Here is a 16656-nt window from a genome sequence, read left to right as displayed (position 1 = left end):
CTGTTGACGGCCGCGAGGGCCGGAGCGCCGGCTGGCGCGGCATCGCGCCGCCGCAGGCCGGCGGCTTGCTCCAATCGGGTCGGACGGGATCAGACCGCCACCACCCGCACGCTGCCGCCCTCGCCGACGCCGAGCGCCTCGGCCACCGCCGGGGTGAGGGTCAGCGGCTGGCCGGGTTCCCAGTCCAGCTCGGCGATCAGCGCGCGGAAGTCCAGGGTCTGGTTGTTGGCCACCAGGTAGGGCCGGCCGACCTGCGCCGGCGCGCCGAGGCGCACCGGCACCAGACGGCTCTGGGCGATCGAGCGGATCCCCGAGGTGCGCGCGTGCACGGTGGGCCCGCCGTCGAAGATGTCGACGTAGTGCTCGGTCTCGAAGCCCTCGCGCATCAGGATGGCGAAGGACACCTGCGAGCGCGGGTGCACCTGGCCCATGGCCTCCTGGGCGCTGTCGGGCAGCAGCGGCACGTAGATCGGGTAGCTGGGCATCAGCTCGGCGAGCATGGTACGGCTCTTCAGCCCGCACAGGCGCTCGGCCTCGGCGTAATTGATGGCGAGGAAGTTGCGGCCGATGGCGTCCCAGAACGGCGCGTCGCCCTGCTCGTCGCTGTAGCCGACCACCTCGACCACCATGGCCTCGGCGAAGCGCTCGGGATGGCTGGCGACGAACAGCAGGCGGCCGCGCGAGTTGAGTTCGGCCCACTGGGAGTTCTCCAGCTCGGGCTGCATGTAGAAGCTGGTCAGCAGGCTGTTGCCGGTCAGGTCGTGACACAGCGACAGCACGTGGATGCGGTTGAGGATGTTCAGCTCGCGCGAGGCGTGCACGAAGGTCTCGTTGCGGAAGCTGTAGAACGGCTCGGAGAAGCCGGCGGTGGCAACGATGCCCGAGCAGCCGACCAGGCGGCCGCTGCCAGTATCCTCGAGGACGAAGAAGTAGCTCTCCTCGCCGTTGAAGCTCACCTCGGCGGCGAACGAGGCCTCCGAGGCGCGGATCTTCTCGGCCAGCCGCTCGCGGTCGTCCGGCAGGGAGGTGACACCGATGGGACTGTCCTTGGCCAGGCGCTGGACCTCCGGCAGGTCGCCCATCCGGGCGGGGCGCATGATCAGCATCGGTGTCTCTCCTTGGTTGTCGCGGTTGTCGTCAGGCGGCGGTCAGGCTGGCCAGCGCGCGCTCGAGGCGGGCCAGGCCCTCGTCGATGTCGGCATCACTGATCACCAGGCTGGGCGCGAAGCGCACCACGTCCGGGCCGGCCTGCAGGATCATCAGGTCCTGCTGCTGGGCGGCGGCCATCACCTCGCCGGCGCGGCCCTTCCAGGCGTCGGTGAGCACCGCGCCGAGCAGCAGGCCCATGCCGCGCACGTGGCTGAACACGCCGTACTGCTCGCCCATGCGGGTCAGCTCGCGGGTGAAGCGCGCGCTGCGCACGGCGACGCCTTCGAGCACCTCGGGGGTGTTGACGATGCTGATCACCGCCTCGCCCACCGCGCAGGCCAGCGGGTTGCCGCCGTAGGTGGTGCCGTGCACGCCGACGCCGAAGTGCCTGGCCACCGCGTCGGTGGTCAGCATGGCGCTGATCGGGAAGCCGCCGCCCAGGCTCTTGGCGCTGGTGAGGATGTCCGGGGTCACGCCGTAGTGCATGTAGGCGTACAGCGCCCCGGTACGGCCGACGCCGGTCTGCACCTCGTCGAAGATCAGCAGCGCGTTGTGCTCGTCGCACAGTTGGCGCACGCCCTCCAGGTAGGCGCGGTCGGCCGGCAGGATGCCGCTCTCGCCCTGGATCGGCTCCAGCACCACCGCGCAGGTGTTGCCGGAGATCTGCGCCTTCAGCGCCTCCAGATCGTTGTACGGCACATGGCTGATGCCCTCGATCTGCGGGCCGAAGCCTGCGGAATACTTGGGCTGGCCGGCGACGCTGACGGTGAACAGGGTGCGGCCGTGGAAGCTGTTGACCGCGGAGATGATCTCGCACTTCTGCGCGCCGCCGGTGTCATGGCCGTAGCGACGCGCCAGCTTGAACGCGGCCTCGTTGGCCTCGGCGCCGGAGTTGGCGAAGAACACGCGGTCGGCGAAGGTGGCGTCGGTCAGCAGCTTGGCCAGGCGCAGGGCCGGCTCGTTGGTGAACACGTTGGACACGTGCCAGAGCTTGCCCGCCTGCTCGCTCAGCGCCTCGACCAGCGCCGGGTGGGCATGGCCGAGCACGTTGACGGCGATGCCGCCGGTGAAGTCGACCAGCTCGCGACCGCTCTGGTCCCAGACGCGGCTGCCCTCGCCTCGCACCGGGATGAAGGCGGCGGGGGCGAAAACGGGGACCATCAGCTGGTCAAAATCGGCGCGTTGCACCGGCGCGTGCGGAACGGACATCGAACTCTCCTGCCTGGGCGGCTGATCGGATGGAACTGAACGGGATTGTAGAGACAAACTCCGCGCCGGGATTGCAGCCATGCGACATCTTCGTACAGCCGAGGCCCCGGGAAGCGGATCTGCGCCAACCGGATGGCGGCGCGGCGAAGCGCGCAGTGTAAAGGCTCGGCGCGGCTACGCCAAAGCCCCCTTGCCGGGCGACCCGGTCACTCGCGCTCGCCGGCGCCCGCGGGCATCTCGGCGGCGGCGCTGCGGCGCAGGTTGCGATCCTCGCGCGGGGTGACGCCGAAGAAGTTGCGGTAGGCGCTGGAGAAGTGCGGACCGGAGGAAAAGCCGCAGGACAGGCCGATCTGGATGATCGAGGTGCTGGTCTGCTGCAGCAGCTGGCGCGCACGGTTCAGGCGCAGTTCCAGGTAGTACTGGCTGGGCACCCGGTTGAGGAACTGCTTGAAGATGCGCTCCAGCTGGCGACGCGACACGCAGACCTGCTGGGCGATCTCGTCGGTGGTCAGCGGCTCCTCGATGTTGGCCTCCATCAGCAGCACCGCCTGGGTCAGCTTGGGGTGGGTGGCGCCCAGGCGGTTGCGCAGCGGCACGCGCTGGCGCTCGCTGCCGTCGCGGATGCGCTCGAGCACCAGCTCCTCGGCGATCGCCCCGGCCAGCTCGGCGCCGTGATCGCGCGCCAGCATCGCCAGCAGCATGTCCAGCACGGCCAGGCCGCCGCAGGCGGTCAGCCGCTCGCCGTCCCACTCGAACAGGTGGTTGCTGGCCGCCACCTGGGGGAAGCGTTCGGCGAAGTCGTCCTGCCAGCGCCAGTGCAGCGCCGCGCGATGGCCGTCGAGCAGGCCGAGCCGGGCCAGCGGATACAGGCCGGCGCCCACCGCGCCGAGCAGACTGGCGTTGCGTCCGGCCTGGCGCAGGGCGGCGTCCAGCTCGTCATCCGGAGCGGGAACCTCTTCGGCGAGCAGGAACAGGCGCTGTCCGGCCTGCAGCTGGCCGCGCCAGGGCTGGCCGGGCAGCGGCCAGGCGCCGGCCACCGGCGGCGCGGCCTGCAGGTAGCTGACCTGGTAGCCCGCCTCGGGATGCAGGCGGGCGGCCAGCTGCAGGACCTCGTCGACCAGGGTCAGGGTGAGCGGACGGACGTCCGGCCAGTAGAGAAAGGCGAGCTGTATGGGAGTCATGGACGGCAGTCTGGCCGGATTGCAGGCGCAAGGCTAGGCGGACGTTGTGGGCGGGCCGGCAATTTAACTGGTATCGCCGAAAAATGCACCAAAAAGGGGCAAAAAAACCCGTCCGGACGGAGCCGCCCGCCTCCCCCCCCCTCCCACCCCGCCAGCCCCGGACCGGCTCCGCCGCCGGCCACGGGGCGCCCCTGCGGCGGTCGTCGTCCTGTGCCCGTGACAGGCCACCCGCAAACGCAAACGCCGCGGCAGAACGCCCCTTGCGGGGCCTCTGACGCGGCGTTGTCGCCCGCCGCAGCGCGTGCGGCGGGACCGGGCGCGGATCAGCTCGGCTGCTGCAGCTCGAGGACGTCGCTGGTGCGCGCGCGCACGCGGCGCAGCAGCTCGCCATCGGTCTCCAGGGCCTTCTCGCTGGCCTCGAAGATCTTGCCCAGGCGCTCCTGCCAGGCGGCGCTCTTGTACTGCTCGGGGAAGCAGCGCTCGATCACTTCCAGCATGACCGACACCGACACCGAGGCGCCCGGCGAGGCGCCCAGCAGCGCGGCGATGGAGCCGTCGGCAGCGGCGACGATCTCGGTGCCGAACTGCAGGATGCCGCCCTTCTTGGCGTCCTTCTTGATGATCTGCACGCGCTGGCCGGCGATCTCCAGGCGCCAGTCTTCCTTCTTGGCGTCCGGGAAGAACTTGCGCAGGGCGTCGAGGCGCTGGTCCTCGGACTGCAGCACTTCCTTGATCAGGTACTTGGTCAGGTCCATGTTGTCGCGCGCCACGGCCAGCATCGGACCGATGTTGTTCGGGCGGATCGACAGCGGCAGGTCGAGGAACGAGCCGGTCTTGAGGAACTTGGTGGAGAAGCCGGCGAACGGTCCGAACAGCAGCGACTTGCCGCCGTCGACCACGCGGGTGTCCAGGTGCGGCACGGACATGGGCGGCGCGCCGATGTCGGCCTGGCTGTAGACCTTGGCCTGGTGCTGCCTGACGATTTCCGGATTGTCGCAGCGCAGCCACTGACCGCTGACCGGGAAGCCGCCGAAGCCCTTGCCTTCCTCGATGCCGGACTTCTGCAGCAGGGTCAGCGCGGCGCCGCCGGCGCCGAGGAACACGAAGCGCGCGGTCACCTCGCGGCTGCCGCCACGGGCCAGGTCGTCGACCGACAGGCGCCAGCGGCCGTCGGCGTCGCGACGCACGTCGCTGACCTTCTGGTTGTAGAGGACCTTGCAGCCCTGGCTCTGCTCGAGGTGCTGGAGGAGCTTGCGGGTCAGCGCACCGAAGTTGACGTCGGTGCCGCCCATGGCGCGAGTGGCCGCCAGCGGCTCGTCACTGGTGCGGCCCTGCATCAGCAGCGGCGCCCACTCGCCGATGACCTTGCGGTCCTCGGTGTACTCGAGGTCGTCACGGAAGCAGTGATGGGCCTTCATCGCCTCGAAGCGCTTGCGCAGGAAGGCGACGCCCTTCTCGCCGCGCACGAAGCTCATGTGCGGAACCGGGTTGATGAAGTCCTTCGGCGACTTGAAGTAACCCTGCTCGACCAGGTAGGCCCACAGCTGGCGGGACACCTCGAACATCGCGTTGATGTTCACGGCCTTGGCGATGCCGACCGAGCCGTCCGGACCTTCGGGGGTATAGTTCAGTTCGCAGAGTGCGGCATGGCCGGTTCCCGCGTTGTTCCACGGGAAGGAACTCTCGGCGGCCCCGGATTCGAGTTGCTCCAGGACTTCGATCTTGAGGCTCGGGTCGAGCTCTTTCAGCAGTACCGCGAGGGTCGCGCTCATGACGCCTGCCCCGACGAATACCAGATCCGGCTGATCACCACCAGTTTGCATCATTCATGCTCCTGAGACACAGGTTCCGCATTTTACCGCGGATCGTCTACAGAACGTACTGTAGCCCGTCCGACAAAAGTACTACACGCTCCCCGGAAGACCCCGGGCAAGGGGGCAGGCGAAGGCGGCGCAATGCTAACGATGTGCGTCGCGCAGCGCCAGTGGCAGCTTTGGTTTACGCCAAAAATCCGTCTGAGGCAGGGATTTGCGTCAACGCGGCACCAACAGGCGCCGCCCTGGCGCTGGCGGTAGGACACGCCGCCCGGGCACTACAGCAGGCGGACGGACGGCAGGCCGGGCAGGCGGCATCGACGCGGATTGTCGACACCCTGCCCCGCCGCGCCCGCCGGCGGTTACAGCACCGACTCGAACAGCTCCAGCTGCGGCGGGCCGAGGTAGATCTCACGCGGGCTCTTGCCGGCGTTGGCGTGGGCCTTGCGGAACGACTCGGAGTGGGTCCAGGCCTCGAAGGCCGCGGCCGACTCCCACTCGGAATAGGAGGAGAACAGGGTGTACTCCTCGGTCTGCGGCCCCTTGAGCAGGTGGAAGCGCAGGAAGCCGGGCACCTCGTCGAGGTAGCTCTCGCGCTGGCGCCAGTGCTCGACGAAGGTCTCCTCGTGGCCGCGGGCGATCTTGAAGCGGTTCATGGCAAGGAACATGGGTGGCACTCCGGTGGTCGGGAAGCGGCCATTCTAGCCGGCTAGTGCTGCAGATGGCCGTACAGGCGCGCATACAGGCCGCCCTCGGCGATCAGCTGCTGATGCTCGCCCTGCTCGGCGATGCGCCCGCCGTCGAACACCAGCACGCGGTCGGCCTGCTTCACCGCCGACAGGCGGTGGGCGATGATCAGCGTGGTGCGCCCCTTGAGGAAGGCGCCCAGCGCCTGATGCAGGGCGTACTCGGTGGCGGCGTCCAGCGCCGAGGTGGCCTCGTCGAGGATCACCACCCTGGGTTCGGCGAGGATCATCCGCGCGATGGCCAGGCGCTGGCGCTGGCCGCCGGAGAGGCGCACGCCGGAGCGGCCGACCACGCTGTCCAGGCCCTGCGGCAGGGCGCGCACGGTGTCGGCCAGCTGGGCGATCTCCAGGGCGCGCCAGCAGTCGGCCTCGCTGCAGTCGCGGCCCATGCTCAGGTTGGCGCGCACCGTGTCGTTGAACAGCGCCGGATGCTGCAGCACCACCGCCACCTGCTCGCGCACCCGCTCCAGGCCGATCTCCTCGAGGGTCGCGCCGCCGAAGCGGATGCTCCCGGCCTGCGGTGTGTAGAGGCCGAGCAGCAGCTGCACCAGGGTGCTCTTGCCGCCGCCCGAGGCGCCGACGATGGCCACCTTCTCGCCCGCCGCGATGGAGAGGTCGAGGCCGTCGAGCACCGGCTCGTCGCGGTAGGCGAAGCGCAGGCCGCGCACCTCGATGCCCAGCGTGGTCTGCCCGGCGAAGGGATCGACGCCGCCGGCATGCTGCGGCTCGTCGGCGCGGGCGAGCAGCTCGTTGATCCGGCTCAGCGCGCCGCCGGCGGCGTAGTAGGCGTACTGCAGGCCGAGCAGCTGCTCGACCGGGCCGATCATGAACCACAGGTAGCTGAACACCGCGAGCATCTGGCCGATCGACAGGTCGGAGAACAGCACGGTGAGCATGGCGGCGGCACGGAACACGTCGATGCCGAACTGGAACAGCAGGCCGCTGGCGCGGCTGGCGGCGTCGCTCTTCCACAACGAGGCCACCGCGTAGTCGCGCACCTCGCGGGCGCGGCCGCCGAGGCGACCGAGGAAGAAGCCCTGGCGGTTGCCGGCGCGGATCTCCTGGATCGCCTCGAGGGTCTCGCCGAGCGCCTGGGTGAAGCGTGCGGTGCTGTCGTTCTCCAGCTTCTTCAGGTGCTTGACCTTCTTGCCGAGCAGCACGGTGGCGTAGATCACCAGCGGGTTGAACAGCAGGATCAAGAGCGCCAGCTGCCAGTGCATCCAGATCAGGATCGCCGAGGTGCCGGCCAGGCTCAGCAGCGCCACCAGGAAACGGCTCAGGGTGTCGCCGACGAACTTGTCGAGGGTGTCCAGATCGGTGACCAGGTGCGCGGTCACCGTGCCGCTGCCGAGGCTCTCGTACTCGCCGAGGGAGATGCGCTTGAGGCGCTCGATCAGGCGCAGGCGCAGGCGGTACACCACGTCCTTGGACAGCCCGGCGAACAGCCGTGCCTGCAGCACGTTGAGCGCCAGCGCGGCGCCGCGCAGCAGCAGGGTCACCAGCAGCATCAGGCCGATGTAGCCGGCCGCCTGCTGCCAGGCCGCCGGCAGGAAACGGTCCATCACCCGCAGCGCGGCATCGCCCTGCCCCAGCAGCACCTCGTCGACCAGCAGCGGCAGCAGCAGCGGGATCGGCACGCTGCACAGGGTAGCCAGCACCGCCAGCAGGTTGGCGAGCAGCAGGGGACGGCGATGGCGCAGGGCCAGGCGGCGGATCTCCGCCCAGCCCAGCCGGTCGCCGCCGGCCGGCTCAGCCACGGGCGCGACGCTCCAGCCAGCGGCCGAGCAGCGGCGCCAGGGCGTCCAGCGGCTGGTAGCCGTTGGTCAGCAGCGCCAGCTGGCCGTTGCGCTCGGCCAGCAGGGTGGGAAAGCCGGCGATGCCGAGGTTCTGCACCCGCTCGAAATCGGCCTGGGTCGCCGCACGCTGGGCCGGACTGTCGAAGGCCGCGGCGAAGGCGGACCGCGGCACGCCGACCGCCTCGGCCAGCTCGACCAGCAGCGCCGGCCGGGTGACGTCGCGGCCCTCGACGTAGAACGCCTGCTGGATCGCCCACACCAGCGGCCAGACCTTGTCCGGCGCCAGGCTGCGCACCGCCACCAGGGCGCGACTGGCCGGTTCGGTGTCGTAGACGAAGCCATCCGGCAGGGCATCCTCGAAGCGGAACGCCTGGCCGGTACGCTCGGCCACCGCGCGCCAGTGCCGAAGGATGTAGTCGCGGGTGCTGCCGTCCAGCGCCTGCGCGCTGCCCGGGCGCAGGCCGCCGGCGACCAGGTGCAGGGCCATGCCGGCTTTCTGGGCCTGGGCGGCCAGGGCGTCGAACACCGGGGCGAAGCCCCAGCACCAGGAACACATGGGGTCCATCACATAGAGCAGGCGGGCGTTCATCCGGGCTCCTGTTGGCCGGGCAGGCGCCGGCCGGTGGGGGTGCGCCCTGCGCACCGGGATCAAATACGGGCCCTGCGGCCCGGGGGATTCGACGGGCACGGCCCGGCCCCCGGCAGACTCCCTTGCTCAGAGGTTGGCGCAGTCCGCCGGGCTTGTCGAACAGCCGGCGGCGCGGCGGGCCGGCGACTCAGTGGCGGTCGTGCTTGCTGCCGCCCAGGCAGGCCGGCGAGTCCGGCGCCACGCCCAGCGCGGCCCACTCCTCGGGGGTGTAGGTATGCTGGGCCAGCGCGTGGAACTGCGGCATCAGCTCGGCGAGCGCGGCATACACCTTCTGGTGGCGCTGCACCGGGCGCAGGCCGGTGAAGGCGTCGCTGACCACCACCGCCTTGAAGTGGCTCTCCTGGCCGCGGCTGTGCATGTGGCTCTCGTTGACCACCTCCAGGTGCTGCGGTGCGAAGGCGGCGGCGAGCGCCTGGCTGATCTGTTCCTGCATCGACATGGGAATGCTCCGCAATGGTTTCGGGCGACGCCCGGGAATGCCGCCATTTTCCGCGCATCGCCCGGCCCGCTCAAGCGCAGGACTGTCGCAGCGGCTGGACGGACGGAGCGCCCCGCGGACAGTGGCCGCCTAGACTGAGGGAGCCGAGCCACCGCGGAGACCAGCCGATGAGCCGCACCGAAACCGACAGCCTGGGCCCGATCGAGGTCCCGGACGACGCCTACTGGGGCGCGCAGACCCAGCGCTCGCTGATCAACTTCGCCATCGGCAGCGAGCGCATGCCGCTGGCGGTGATCCACGCCCTGGCGCTGATCAAGAAGGCCGCCGCGCGGGTCAACGCGCGCAGCGGCGCCCTGCCGGCGGACATCGCCGCGCTGATCGAGCAGGCCGCCGACGAGGTGCTGGCCGGCCAGCACGACGGCCAGTTCCCGCTGGTGGTGTGGCAGACCGGCAGCGGCACGCAGAGCAACATGAACGTCAACGAGGTGATCGCCGGGCGCGCCAACGAGCTGGCCGGCCAGGGCCGCGGCGGCAAGCAGCCGGTGCACCCCAACGACCACGTCAACCGCGCGCAGAGCTCCAACGACTGCTTCCCCACCGCCATGCACATCGCCGTGCTGCTGGCGGTGCACGCGCAGCTGCTGCCGGCGCTGCACGAGCTGCGCGACGGCCTCGCCGAGCAGGCGCAGCGCCACCGCGAGCTGGTCAAGACCGGCCGCACGCACCTGATGGACGCCACGCCGATCACCTTCGGCCAGGAACTGTCGGCCTTCGTCGCCCAGCTCGAGCACGCCGACCGCGCCATCCACGCGGCACTGCCGGCGGTCGGCGAGCTGGCCCAGGGCGGCACCGCGGTGGGCACCGGGCTGAACGCGCCGCAGGGCTTCGCCGAGGCCATCGCCCGCGAGATCAGCGAGCTGTCCGAGCAGCTGTTCGTCAGCGCACCCAACAAGTTCGCCGCCCTCGCCGGCCACGAACCGCTGGTCAGCCTGTCCGGCGCGCTGAAGACCCTGGCGGTGACCCTGATGAAGCTGGCCAACGACCTGCGCCTGCTCGGCTCCGGCCCGCGCGCGGGCCTGGCCGAGGTGCGCCTGCCGGCCAACGAGCCGGGCAGCTCGATCATGCCCGGCAAGGTCAACCCGACCCAGTGCGAGGCGCTGTCGATGCTCGCCTGCCAGGTGCTCGGCAACGACGCCACCGTGTGCTTCGCCGCCAGCCAGGGCCACCTGCAGCTCAACGTGTTCAAGCCGGTGATCGTGCACAACCTGCTGCAGTCGATTCGCCTGCTCGGCGACGGCTGCCGCAACTTCAACGAGCACTGCATCCGGGGCCTGGAGCCGGATGCCGCGCGCATGGCCGAGCAGCTCGAGCGCGGGTTGATGCTGGTCACCGCGCTCAACCCGCACATCGGCTACGACAAGGCCGCGCAGATCGCCAAGAAGGCCTACGCGGAGAACACCAGCCTGCGCGAGGCGGCGCTGGCGCTGGGCTACCTCAGCAACGCCGAGTTCGACGCCTGGGTGCGCCCCGAGCGCATGCTGCAGGCCGGCGAGGAAGGCTGAGGCTCAGCCCCGGCGGCGCCCGGCGAGCAGCGACGGCGCCAGCGCCACCAGCGCCGAGCCGCCGGCCACCAGCAGCGCGCCGCCGTAGGCCAGCAGGTTGAGCTCCTCGGCCGGCACCAGCGCCGGCCACAGGCTGGCGGCCGCGGCCACCGCGCCGAGGGTGACCAGCGGGGTCAGCGCCAGGGTGGCGCTGACCCGCGACGCCTCCCAGTGGGCCAGCGCCTCGGCGAAGGCGCCGTAGGCCACCAGGGTGTTCAGGCAGCAGGCCAGCAGCAGCCAGGCCTGCAGCGGGCTCAGCGCCAGCAGCTGGGTCGGCTGGGCCCAGGGCGTCAGCAGCGCCGCGCAGGCCAGGTAGATGACCATCATGATCTGCGCCGAACTCCACTGGGTCAGCAGCTGCTTCTGCGCCAGACCGTAGAACACCCAGACCAGCGCCGCGGCCAGCACGGTGAGCACGCCGAGGGTGTAGTCGCCGAGGGAGCCGAACAGCTCGCCCAGGCGCTGGTTGAAGAACAGCCCGAAGCCCAGCAGCAGCACGGCCAGCCCCACGCCCTGGACGCGGCCGAAGGACTCGCGGAACACCAGCAGGCTGGCCAGCAGCAGCATGATCGGCGCGGTCTGGATCAGCAGCTGGGTGGTGCCGGCGCTGAGGCGCTCGAGGCCCAGCAGGTAGAGCACGTAGTTGGCGGTCAGCCCGCCGATGGCCAGCGCCAGCAGGGCGCCGCCACGCCGCCCCAGCGGGCGCAGCGACGGCAGCCGACGCGTGGCGCCGAGCCAGGCCAGCAGGATCAGCCCCGAGCTGGCCAGCCGGTACCAGGTGACGGTGACCGGGTCCATCGCCTGCAGCACCTGCTTGAGCTGGATCGGCAGGATGCCCCAGAGCACCACGGTGATCAGGGACAGGAACAGGCCGTACAGCCGGCGGCCACTGGAAACATGCATGGGATAGTCACGCCGGGCAGGATGGGGAAGCGCCGCATTCTAGACCTGGCGCGCTCCGGGCGACAGCCGGCGGCGCCACCGGTCGCCTGCGGGCGCCGCGCCGCCTGCAGCGACTAGACTTAACGAGTCCACACCCCTGCGGGAGAGTTCGTGATGATCGGCAAGCGACAGCAGGATATGGCCCCCGGCAGCTACTACCGCACGGATCGCATCAGCGCTGTCAACGGCCAGTATTTCTTCGCCACCCGCGAAGGCACGCTGGAAGGCCCCTTCTACACCCGCGTCGACGCTCAGCAGGCAGCCAACCGCTACGTAGTCCACATGAGCAACCTGCAGCGCAGGCACTGAGGCCGGCGGCTCAGCGCTTGCGCGCGAAGGCCGCCTCCAGCGCCTCGTTGAGGGTGCGCAGCACCTTGACCCGGGCGAAGCGCTTGTCGTTGGCCTCGACCAGGGTCCAGGGCGCGATCTCGGTACTGGTGCGGTCGACCATGTCGTTCACCGCATCGATGTAGTGCGCCCACTTGTCGCGGTTGCGCCAGTCGTCCTCGGTGATCTTGAAACGCTTGAACGCGGTCTGCTCGCGCTCCTTGAAGCGCTCGAGCTGGGTCTGCTGATCGATCGCCATCCAGAACTTCACCAGCACCACGCCGGCATCGGTGAGCTGCTCCTCGAAGTCGTTGATCTCGTTGTAGGCACGCAGCCAGTCGGCCGACGAGCAGTAGCCTTCGACCCGCTCGACCAGCACGCGGCCGTACCAGGAGCGGTCGAACATGGTGAAGCGGCCGCGCGCCGGGATGTGCCGCCAGAAGCGCCACAGGTAGGGCTGCGCCCGCTCCTCCTCGGTCGGCGCCGCCACCGGCACTATGTGGTACTGGCGCGGGTCCAGCGCGCCGGTCACCCGGCGGATCGCCCCGCCCTTGCCCGCCGCATCGTTGCCCTCGAACACCGCCACCAGTGCATGGCGGCGCATGCGCTTGTCGCGCAGCAGCCGCGCCAGGCGCGCCTGTTCGGCCTCCAGCTGCTGCTGGTAGCTGTCCTTGTCCAGGCTCTGGGTCATGTCCAGGCTGTCGACCAGCCCGCGATTGTCGATGCTGGCGGCGACCGGGGCGGCATGCGGCTGGCGCTTGGGGCGCTCCTGCAGTTGCAGCGCCGCCTGCAGCCCTTCGAGCAGGATGCGGCCGATGGTCAGGCTGCGGTAGCGCTCGTCGCTGCCCTCGACCACATACCAGGGCGCGTAGTCGCGGCTGGTGCGGCGCAGCACCCGCTCGCCGTAGCGCACGAAGTCGTCGTAGGTCTTCGACTGCTGCCAGTCCAGCGGGCTGATCCGCCAGCTGTGCAGCGGATCGTCCTGCAGGGTCTTCAGGCGCGCCCTCATCTGCTTCTTCGACAGGTGCAGCCAGAACTTGAAGATCAGCGCGCCCTCGTCGCAGAGCATGCGCTCGAAGCGCACCGCCGTACCGATGGCCTGGTCGAGCCGGGCATCGTCGATGCGCCCGTGCACCCGGCCCTGCAGCATCTGGCTGTACCAGTTGCCGAAGAACACGCCGGTGCGCCCCTTGGGCGGCAGGCGCCGCCAGTAGCGCCAGAACGGCGGGCGAGCCAGCTCCTCGTCGGTCTGCTGGTCGAAGGTCTCGACCTGGATCAGCCGCGGGTCCATCCACTCGTTGAGCAGCTTGACCGTCTCGCCCTTGCCGGCGCCCTCGATACCATTGAGCAGGATGATCACTGGAAAGCGCGCCTGCTGGCGCAGCTCGAGCTGCGCCTCGAGCAGCGCCTCGCGCAGCTCGGGCACGGCGGCGTCGTAGGTTTCCTTGTCGATCTGGTGGCCGATTTCGGCGGATTCGAACATGCAAGCTCTCCCTGGCGATGCGCGCAGACTAGCCGATGGGCGGGGGAGTCGCGCAAGGGGTTTGTCGGCCGCTTCCCGCCGATCGGCTAGAATACGCGCCCCACTTTTCCGCGCACCACACCGATGACCGACCAACCGCATGCCCAGCTCGACTGGGACGAACAGGGCCAGCCGCACTCGCGCACCTTCGGCGACGTCTACTTCTCCCGCGCCTCGGGGCTGGAGGAGACCCGCCACGTGTTCCTCGCCCACAACCGGCTGGCCGAGCGCTTCGCCGCCCTGCCGGCCGGCGGGCGCCTGGTGATCGGCGAGACCGGCTTCGGCACCGGCCTCAACTTCCTCTGCACCTGGCAGCTGTTCGAGCAGACGGCACCGGCCGATGCCCGCCTGCACTTCGTCAGCGTCGAGAAGTATCCGCTGACCCGCAGCGACCTCGAGCGCGCCCTGGCCCTGTGGCCGGAGCTGGCGCCCTGGAGCAGCCAGCTGCAGGCGCAGTACCTCGCGCTGCACCCGGGCTTCCAGCGTCTGGCCTTCGCCGGCGGTCGGGTGATCCTGACCCTGCTGGTGGGCGATGTGCTCGACTGCCTGCCGCAGCTGGATGCGCGGGTCGACGCCTGGTTCCTCGACGGCTTCTCGCCGGCCAGGAATCCCGAGATGTGGACGCCGGCGCTGTTCGCCCAACTCGCCCGGCTGTCCGCCCCCGGCGCCAGCCTGGCCACCTTCACCTGCGCCGGTTTCGTGCGCCGCGGCCTCGGCGAGGCCGGTTTCGCCATGCGCAAGGTCCAGGGCTTCGGCCACAAGCGCGAGATGCTCGCCGGCGACTTCCGGGGTTCCCCTGCCGCAACCGGCAAGCCCTGGTACGCCCGCCCGCCGCAGCCGCCGGGCAGCCGTCAGGTGCTGGTGGTCGGCGGCGGCCTGGCCGGCTGCGCCACCGCGGCCAGCCTGGCCATGCGCGGCTGGCAGGTCACCCTGCTGGAGCGCCACGGCGCACTGGCCGAGGAGGCCTCGGGCAACCCCCAGGGCGTGCTCTACCTCAAGCTTTCCGCCCACGGCACCGCCCTGTCGCAGCTGGTGGTCGGCGGCTTCGGCCATACCCGCCGCCTGCTCGAGCGCCTGCAGGCAGGCGACGACTGGAGCGCCTGCGGCGTGCTGCAGCTGGCCTTCGACGGCAAGGAAGCCGAGCGCCAGCAGCGCCTGGCCGCCGCCTTCCCGCCGGACCTGCTGCGCGCGGTGGATGCCGCCGAGGCCAGCCAACTTGCCGGCCTGCCGCTGGCGCAGGGCGGCCTGTGGTTCGCCGAGGCCGGCTGGGTGCATCCGCCCGCACTGTGCCGCCGGCTCGCCGACCATCCCGCGATCCGCGTGCTGCCCCACCTCGAAGCCCTCGAACTGCGCCGGATCGACGACCGCTGGCAGGCCTGGCAGGGCGAGTGCCTGCTGGCCGAGGCGCCGGTCGCGGTGCTGTGCACCGCCAGCGAGGTCGGCCGCTTCGCCGCCGCCGCCCACCTCAGGCTCAAGCGCATCCGCGGACAGATCAGCCGCCTGCCGGCCACCGCAGCCAGCCGCGCGCTGAAGACCGTGCTGTGCGCCGAGGGCTACGTCGCACCGGTACGCGGCGGCGAGCATACCCTGGGCGCCAGCTTCAACTTCCAGCGCGACGACCTGGCGTTGTCGACCGAGGAGCACCTCGACAACCTCGGCATGCTCAGGCAGATCTCCCCCGTCCTGAGCGAGGCCCTGCACTGCGACCGGCTCGACCCGGCGGCCCTCGGCGGGCGCGCGGCCTTCCGCAGCACCAGCGCCGACTACCTGCCGCTGATCGGCCCGCTGGTCGACGCCGGCGCGTTCCGCGCCGCCTACGCAGCCCTGGGCAAGGACGCCAGCCGCCCCATCGATACGCCGGCGCCCTGGCTGGAAGGCCTGTACGTCAATTGCGGCCACGGCTCACGCGGCCTGATCAGTGCGCCGCTGTCCGGCGAGCTGATCGCCGCCTGGCTGGACGACGAACCGCTGCCGCTGCCGCGCCCGGTCGCCGAAGCCTGCCACCCCAGCCGCTTCCTGCTGCGCGAACTGATCCGCGGTCGCTGACGGCCGCGCCAGCGCCATACATCGCCGGAGCGACTCCCGGCGATTGCTTTTGGCCGGCCGCCCCAAGATACTCCCCACAGTACCTTGAAAGCGCCACCTACAGGAGTTCTCCATGCGCATTGCCAGTCTCGCCCTGCTCGCCACCCTCGCCGCTCCGGCCATGGCCGCCGACACCCAGCAGCTCGCCGCCGAGGGCGCCGCACTGATTCCGCCGTTCCAGCAGCAGCTGCTGGACACCGTGAAGGCAGCCATGCAGGATGGTGGCCCGGTCAAGGCCGTGGAAGCCTGCCAGCTGCTCGCACCGCAGATCGCCGCCCAGCACAGCCAGGCGCCATGGCGGGTCGGCCGTACCGCGCTGAAGGTGCGCAACCCGAACAACGCGCCGGACGCCTGGGAGCGCCAGGTGCTGGAGCAGTTCGCCGCGCGTGCCGCCGCCGGCGAGCCGGTGGCCGAACTCAGGCATGCCGAGGTGGTCGATGGCGAATTCCGCCTGATGAAGGCCATCCCCACCGGCGAGCCCTGCCTGGCCTGCCACGGCAGCAAGCTCAAGCCGGAACTGGCCGCAGTGATCGATCAACGCTATCCGCAGGACCAGGCCCGCGGCTTCGCCCTCGGCGAGCTGCGCGGCGCCTTCACCCTGCGTCGAACCCTGGATACCCCGAATGAGTGACACGCCCCCCCACCAGCAGGACGCCATGCTCAAGCGCCTGGCCCGTATCGAGGGCCAGGTCCGCGGCCTGCAGGCGATGATCCGCCGCGGCGAGGACTGCGAGGCGATCGCCCAGCAATTCGCCGCGGCGCGCAAGGCACTGGACCGCGCCTACCAGGAAATGCTCGCGTGCCTGCTGGAGGAGGCGGTGCTCGATCCCGAACAGGACAGCCGCGCGACCCTCAGCCGGGTGCGCGCGATCTTCACCAAATACACCTGAACGCCCGCCAGGATCGCCCGTGAGCAGCAGGGACGCTGCGTCGCCGAGATGCCCCATGCTGATTCCCCACGACCTGCTCGAGCCCGCCACCCTGACCCGCCTGATCGAGGACTTCGTCACCCGCGAGGGCACCGACAACGGCGACGACACGCCGCTGGACACCCGCGTCGCGCGTGTGCGCCAGGCCCTGCAGCGCGGCGAGGCGATCATCGCCTTCGACCCGGACAGCCAGCAGTGCCAGCTGATGCTGCGCCGCGACGCCCCGGCCGAATGGCTGGACTGAGCGCCGCGCCCAGCCCCTCCCCG

Annotated in this window: 16 protein-coding genes; 6 read left to right on the top strand and 10 right to left on the bottom strand. The window is 70.6% G+C overall.

From position 1 onward, the window contains the following. Nucleotides 1–89 precede the first annotated feature (89 nt). The 8 genes from aruF to RA210_RS05195 form a co-directional block, all read right to left on the bottom strand. Nucleotides 90–1106, bottom strand: coding sequence for an arginine/ornithine succinyltransferase subunit alpha (gene aruF, locus RA210_RS05230; RefSeq protein ID WP_136489874.1), 1017 nt, complete (start codon nt 1104–1106; stop codon nt 90–92). A 31-nt stretch (nt 1107–1137) separates the two neighbouring features. After that, on the bottom strand, nt 1138–2358 hold the full coding sequence (locus RA210_RS05225; protein WP_201485626.1) for an aspartate aminotransferase family protein: 1221 nt from the start codon (nt 2356–2358) through the stop codon (nt 1138–1140). Between the two features lie 206 nt (nt 2359–2564). Further along, nucleotides 2565–3539: a GlxA family transcriptional regulator gene (locus RA210_RS05220; RefSeq protein ID WP_136489872.1), complete on the bottom strand. Its 975-nt coding sequence runs from the start codon at nt 3537–3539 to the stop codon at nt 2565–2567. Between the two features lie 323 nt (nt 3540–3862). After that, nucleotides 3863–5365: a malate dehydrogenase (quinone) gene (mqo, locus tag RA210_RS05215; protein WP_136489871.1), complete on the bottom strand. Its 1503-nt coding sequence runs from the start codon at nt 5363–5365 to the stop codon at nt 3863–3865. A 350-nt stretch (nt 5366–5715) separates the two neighbouring features. Continuing rightward, nucleotides 5716–6021: an antibiotic biosynthesis monooxygenase family protein gene (locus RA210_RS05210; protein ID WP_201485625.1), complete on the bottom strand. Its 306-nt coding sequence runs from the start codon at nt 6019–6021 to the stop codon at nt 5716–5718. A gap of 41 nt (nt 6022–6062) precedes the next feature. Continuing rightward, nucleotides 6063–7856, bottom strand: coding sequence for an ABC transporter ATP-binding protein (locus tag RA210_RS05205; protein ID WP_201485624.1), 1794 nt, complete (start codon nt 7854–7856; stop codon nt 6063–6065). Next, the gene (locus RA210_RS05200; RefSeq protein WP_201485623.1) at nt 7849–8484 is read right to left on the bottom strand and encodes a DsbA family protein; all 636 of its coding nucleotides are present in this window, start codon (nt 8482–8484) and stop codon (nt 7849–7851) included. Before RA210_RS05200 ends, RA210_RS05205 begins: the two co-directional genes overlap by 8 nt. Before the next feature lie 187 nt (nt 8485–8671). Continuing rightward, complete coding sequence (locus tag RA210_RS05195; protein ID WP_136489867.1) at nt 8672–8983, bottom strand: BolA family protein; 312 nt, start codon at nt 8981–8983, stop codon at nt 8672–8674. Nucleotides 8984–9150: 167 nt separating this feature from the next. Here RA210_RS05195 and RA210_RS05190 point away from each other — a divergent pair, with 167 nt between their 5' ends. Continuing rightward, complete coding sequence (locus RA210_RS05190) at nt 9151–10545, top strand: class II fumarate hydratase (RefSeq protein ID WP_136489866.1); 1395 nt, start codon at nt 9151–9153, stop codon at nt 10543–10545. 3 nt (nt 10546–10548) lie between these two features. Here the strand turns inward: RA210_RS05190 and RA210_RS05185 are convergent, their stop codons facing one another. Continuing rightward, nucleotides 10549–11487, bottom strand: a complete 939-nt coding sequence (locus RA210_RS05185) for a DMT family transporter (protein ID WP_201485622.1) — start codon at nt 11485–11487, stop codon at nt 10549–10551. A 153-nt stretch (nt 11488–11640) separates the two neighbouring features. Between RA210_RS05185 and RA210_RS05180 the strand changes: the two genes are divergently transcribed. Continuing rightward, nucleotides 11641–11835: a DUF6316 family protein gene (locus tag RA210_RS05180; protein WP_136489864.1), complete on the top strand. Its 195-nt coding sequence runs from the start codon at nt 11641–11643 to the stop codon at nt 11833–11835. A gap of 10 nt (nt 11836–11845) precedes the next feature. Here RA210_RS05180 and pap read toward each other — a convergent pair whose 3' ends face one another. Next, nucleotides 11846–13336 (bottom strand): polyphosphate:AMP phosphotransferase, encoded by a 1491-nt coding sequence (gene pap / locus RA210_RS05175; RefSeq protein WP_201485621.1) that lies wholly within the window; start codon nt 13334–13336, stop codon nt 11846–11848. A gap of 123 nt (nt 13337–13459) precedes the next feature. Here pap and mnmC point away from each other — a divergent pair, with 123 nt between their 5' ends. The 4 genes from mnmC (at nt 13460) to RA210_RS05155 (ending at nt 16633) form a co-directional block, all read left to right on the top strand. Further along, complete coding sequence (gene mnmC, locus RA210_RS05170) at nt 13460–15421, top strand: bifunctional tRNA (5-methylaminomethyl-2-thiouridine)(34)-methyltransferase MnmD/FAD-dependent 5-carboxymethylaminomethyl-2-thiouridine(34) oxidoreductase MnmC (protein WP_201485620.1); 1962 nt, start codon at nt 13460–13462, stop codon at nt 15419–15421. 112 nt (nt 15422–15533) lie between these two features. Continuing rightward, the gene (locus RA210_RS05165; protein WP_136489861.1) at nt 15534–16091 is read left to right on the top strand and encodes a Tll0287-like domain-containing protein; all 558 of its coding nucleotides are present in this window, start codon (nt 15534–15536) and stop codon (nt 16089–16091) included. Next, a complete protein-coding gene (locus tag RA210_RS05160; RefSeq protein WP_136489860.1) occupies nt 16084–16350 on the top strand; it encodes a metal-sensing transcriptional repressor in 267 nt (88 codons plus the stop codon). The genes RA210_RS05165 and RA210_RS05160 overlap by 8 nt, the downstream gene beginning before the upstream one ends. A 55-nt stretch (nt 16351–16405) precedes the next feature. Further along, nucleotides 16406–16633: a YheU family protein gene (locus RA210_RS05155; protein ID WP_136489859.1), complete on the top strand. Its 228-nt coding sequence runs from the start codon at nt 16406–16408 to the stop codon at nt 16631–16633. Nucleotides 16634–16656: the final 23 nt, after the last annotated feature.

The sequence above is a fragment of the Pseudomonas sp. OF001 genome, from assembly GCF_904426495.1.
Taxonomy (GTDB): Bacteria; Pseudomonadota; Gammaproteobacteria; order Pseudomonadales; family Pseudomonadaceae; genus Geopseudomonas.
The sequence above is the reverse complement of the archived record's forward strand: the minus strand, read 5'-3'. Positions and strand labels throughout refer to the sequence as shown.

Coding starts and splice junctions, on each gene's coding strand:
- aruF (WP_136489874.1), bottom strand. CDS start 1,106: ATGCTGATCATGCGCCCCGCCCGGATGGGCGACCTGCCGGAGGTCCAG.
- RA210_RS05225 (WP_201485626.1), bottom strand. CDS start 2,358: ATGTCCGTTCCGCACGCGCCGGTGCAACGCGCCGATTTTGACCAGCTG.
- RA210_RS05220 (WP_136489872.1), bottom strand. CDS start 3,539: ATGACTCCCATACAGCTCGCCTTTCTCTACTGGCCGGACGTCCGTCCG.
- mqo (WP_136489871.1), bottom strand. CDS start 5,365: ATGATGCAAACTGGTGGTGATCAGCCGGATCTGGTATTCGTCGGGGCA.
- RA210_RS05210 (WP_201485625.1), bottom strand. CDS start 6,021: ATGTTCCTTGCCATGAACCGCTTCAAGATCGCCCGCGGCCACGAGGAG.
- RA210_RS05200 (WP_201485623.1), bottom strand. CDS start 8,484: ATGAACGCCCGCCTGCTCTATGTGATGGACCCCATGTGTTCCTGGTGC.
- RA210_RS05195 (WP_136489867.1), bottom strand. CDS start 8,983: ATGTCGATGCAGGAACAGATCAGCCAGGCGCTCGCCGCCGCCTTCGCA.
- RA210_RS05190 (WP_136489866.1), top strand. CDS start 9,151: ATGAGCCGCACCGAAACCGACAGCCTGGGCCCGATCGAGGTCCCGGAC.
- RA210_RS05185 (WP_201485622.1), bottom strand. CDS start 11,487: ATGCATGTTTCCAGTGGCCGCCGGCTGTACGGCCTGTTCCTGTCCCTG.
- RA210_RS05180 (WP_136489864.1), top strand. CDS start 11,641: ATGATCGGCAAGCGACAGCAGGATATGGCCCCCGGCAGCTACTACCGC.
- pap (WP_201485621.1), bottom strand. CDS start 13,336: ATGTTCGAATCCGCCGAAATCGGCCACCAGATCGACAAGGAAACCTAC.
- mnmC (WP_201485620.1), top strand. CDS start 13,460: ATGACCGACCAACCGCATGCCCAGCTCGACTGGGACGAACAGGGCCAG.
- RA210_RS05165 (WP_136489861.1), top strand. CDS start 15,534: ATGCGCATTGCCAGTCTCGCCCTGCTCGCCACCCTCGCCGCTCCGGCC.
- RA210_RS05160 (WP_136489860.1), top strand. CDS start 16,084: ATGAGTGACACGCCCCCCCACCAGCAGGACGCCATGCTCAAGCGCCTG.
- RA210_RS05155 (WP_136489859.1), top strand. CDS start 16,406: ATGCTGATTCCCCACGACCTGCTCGAGCCCGCCACCCTGACCCGCCTG.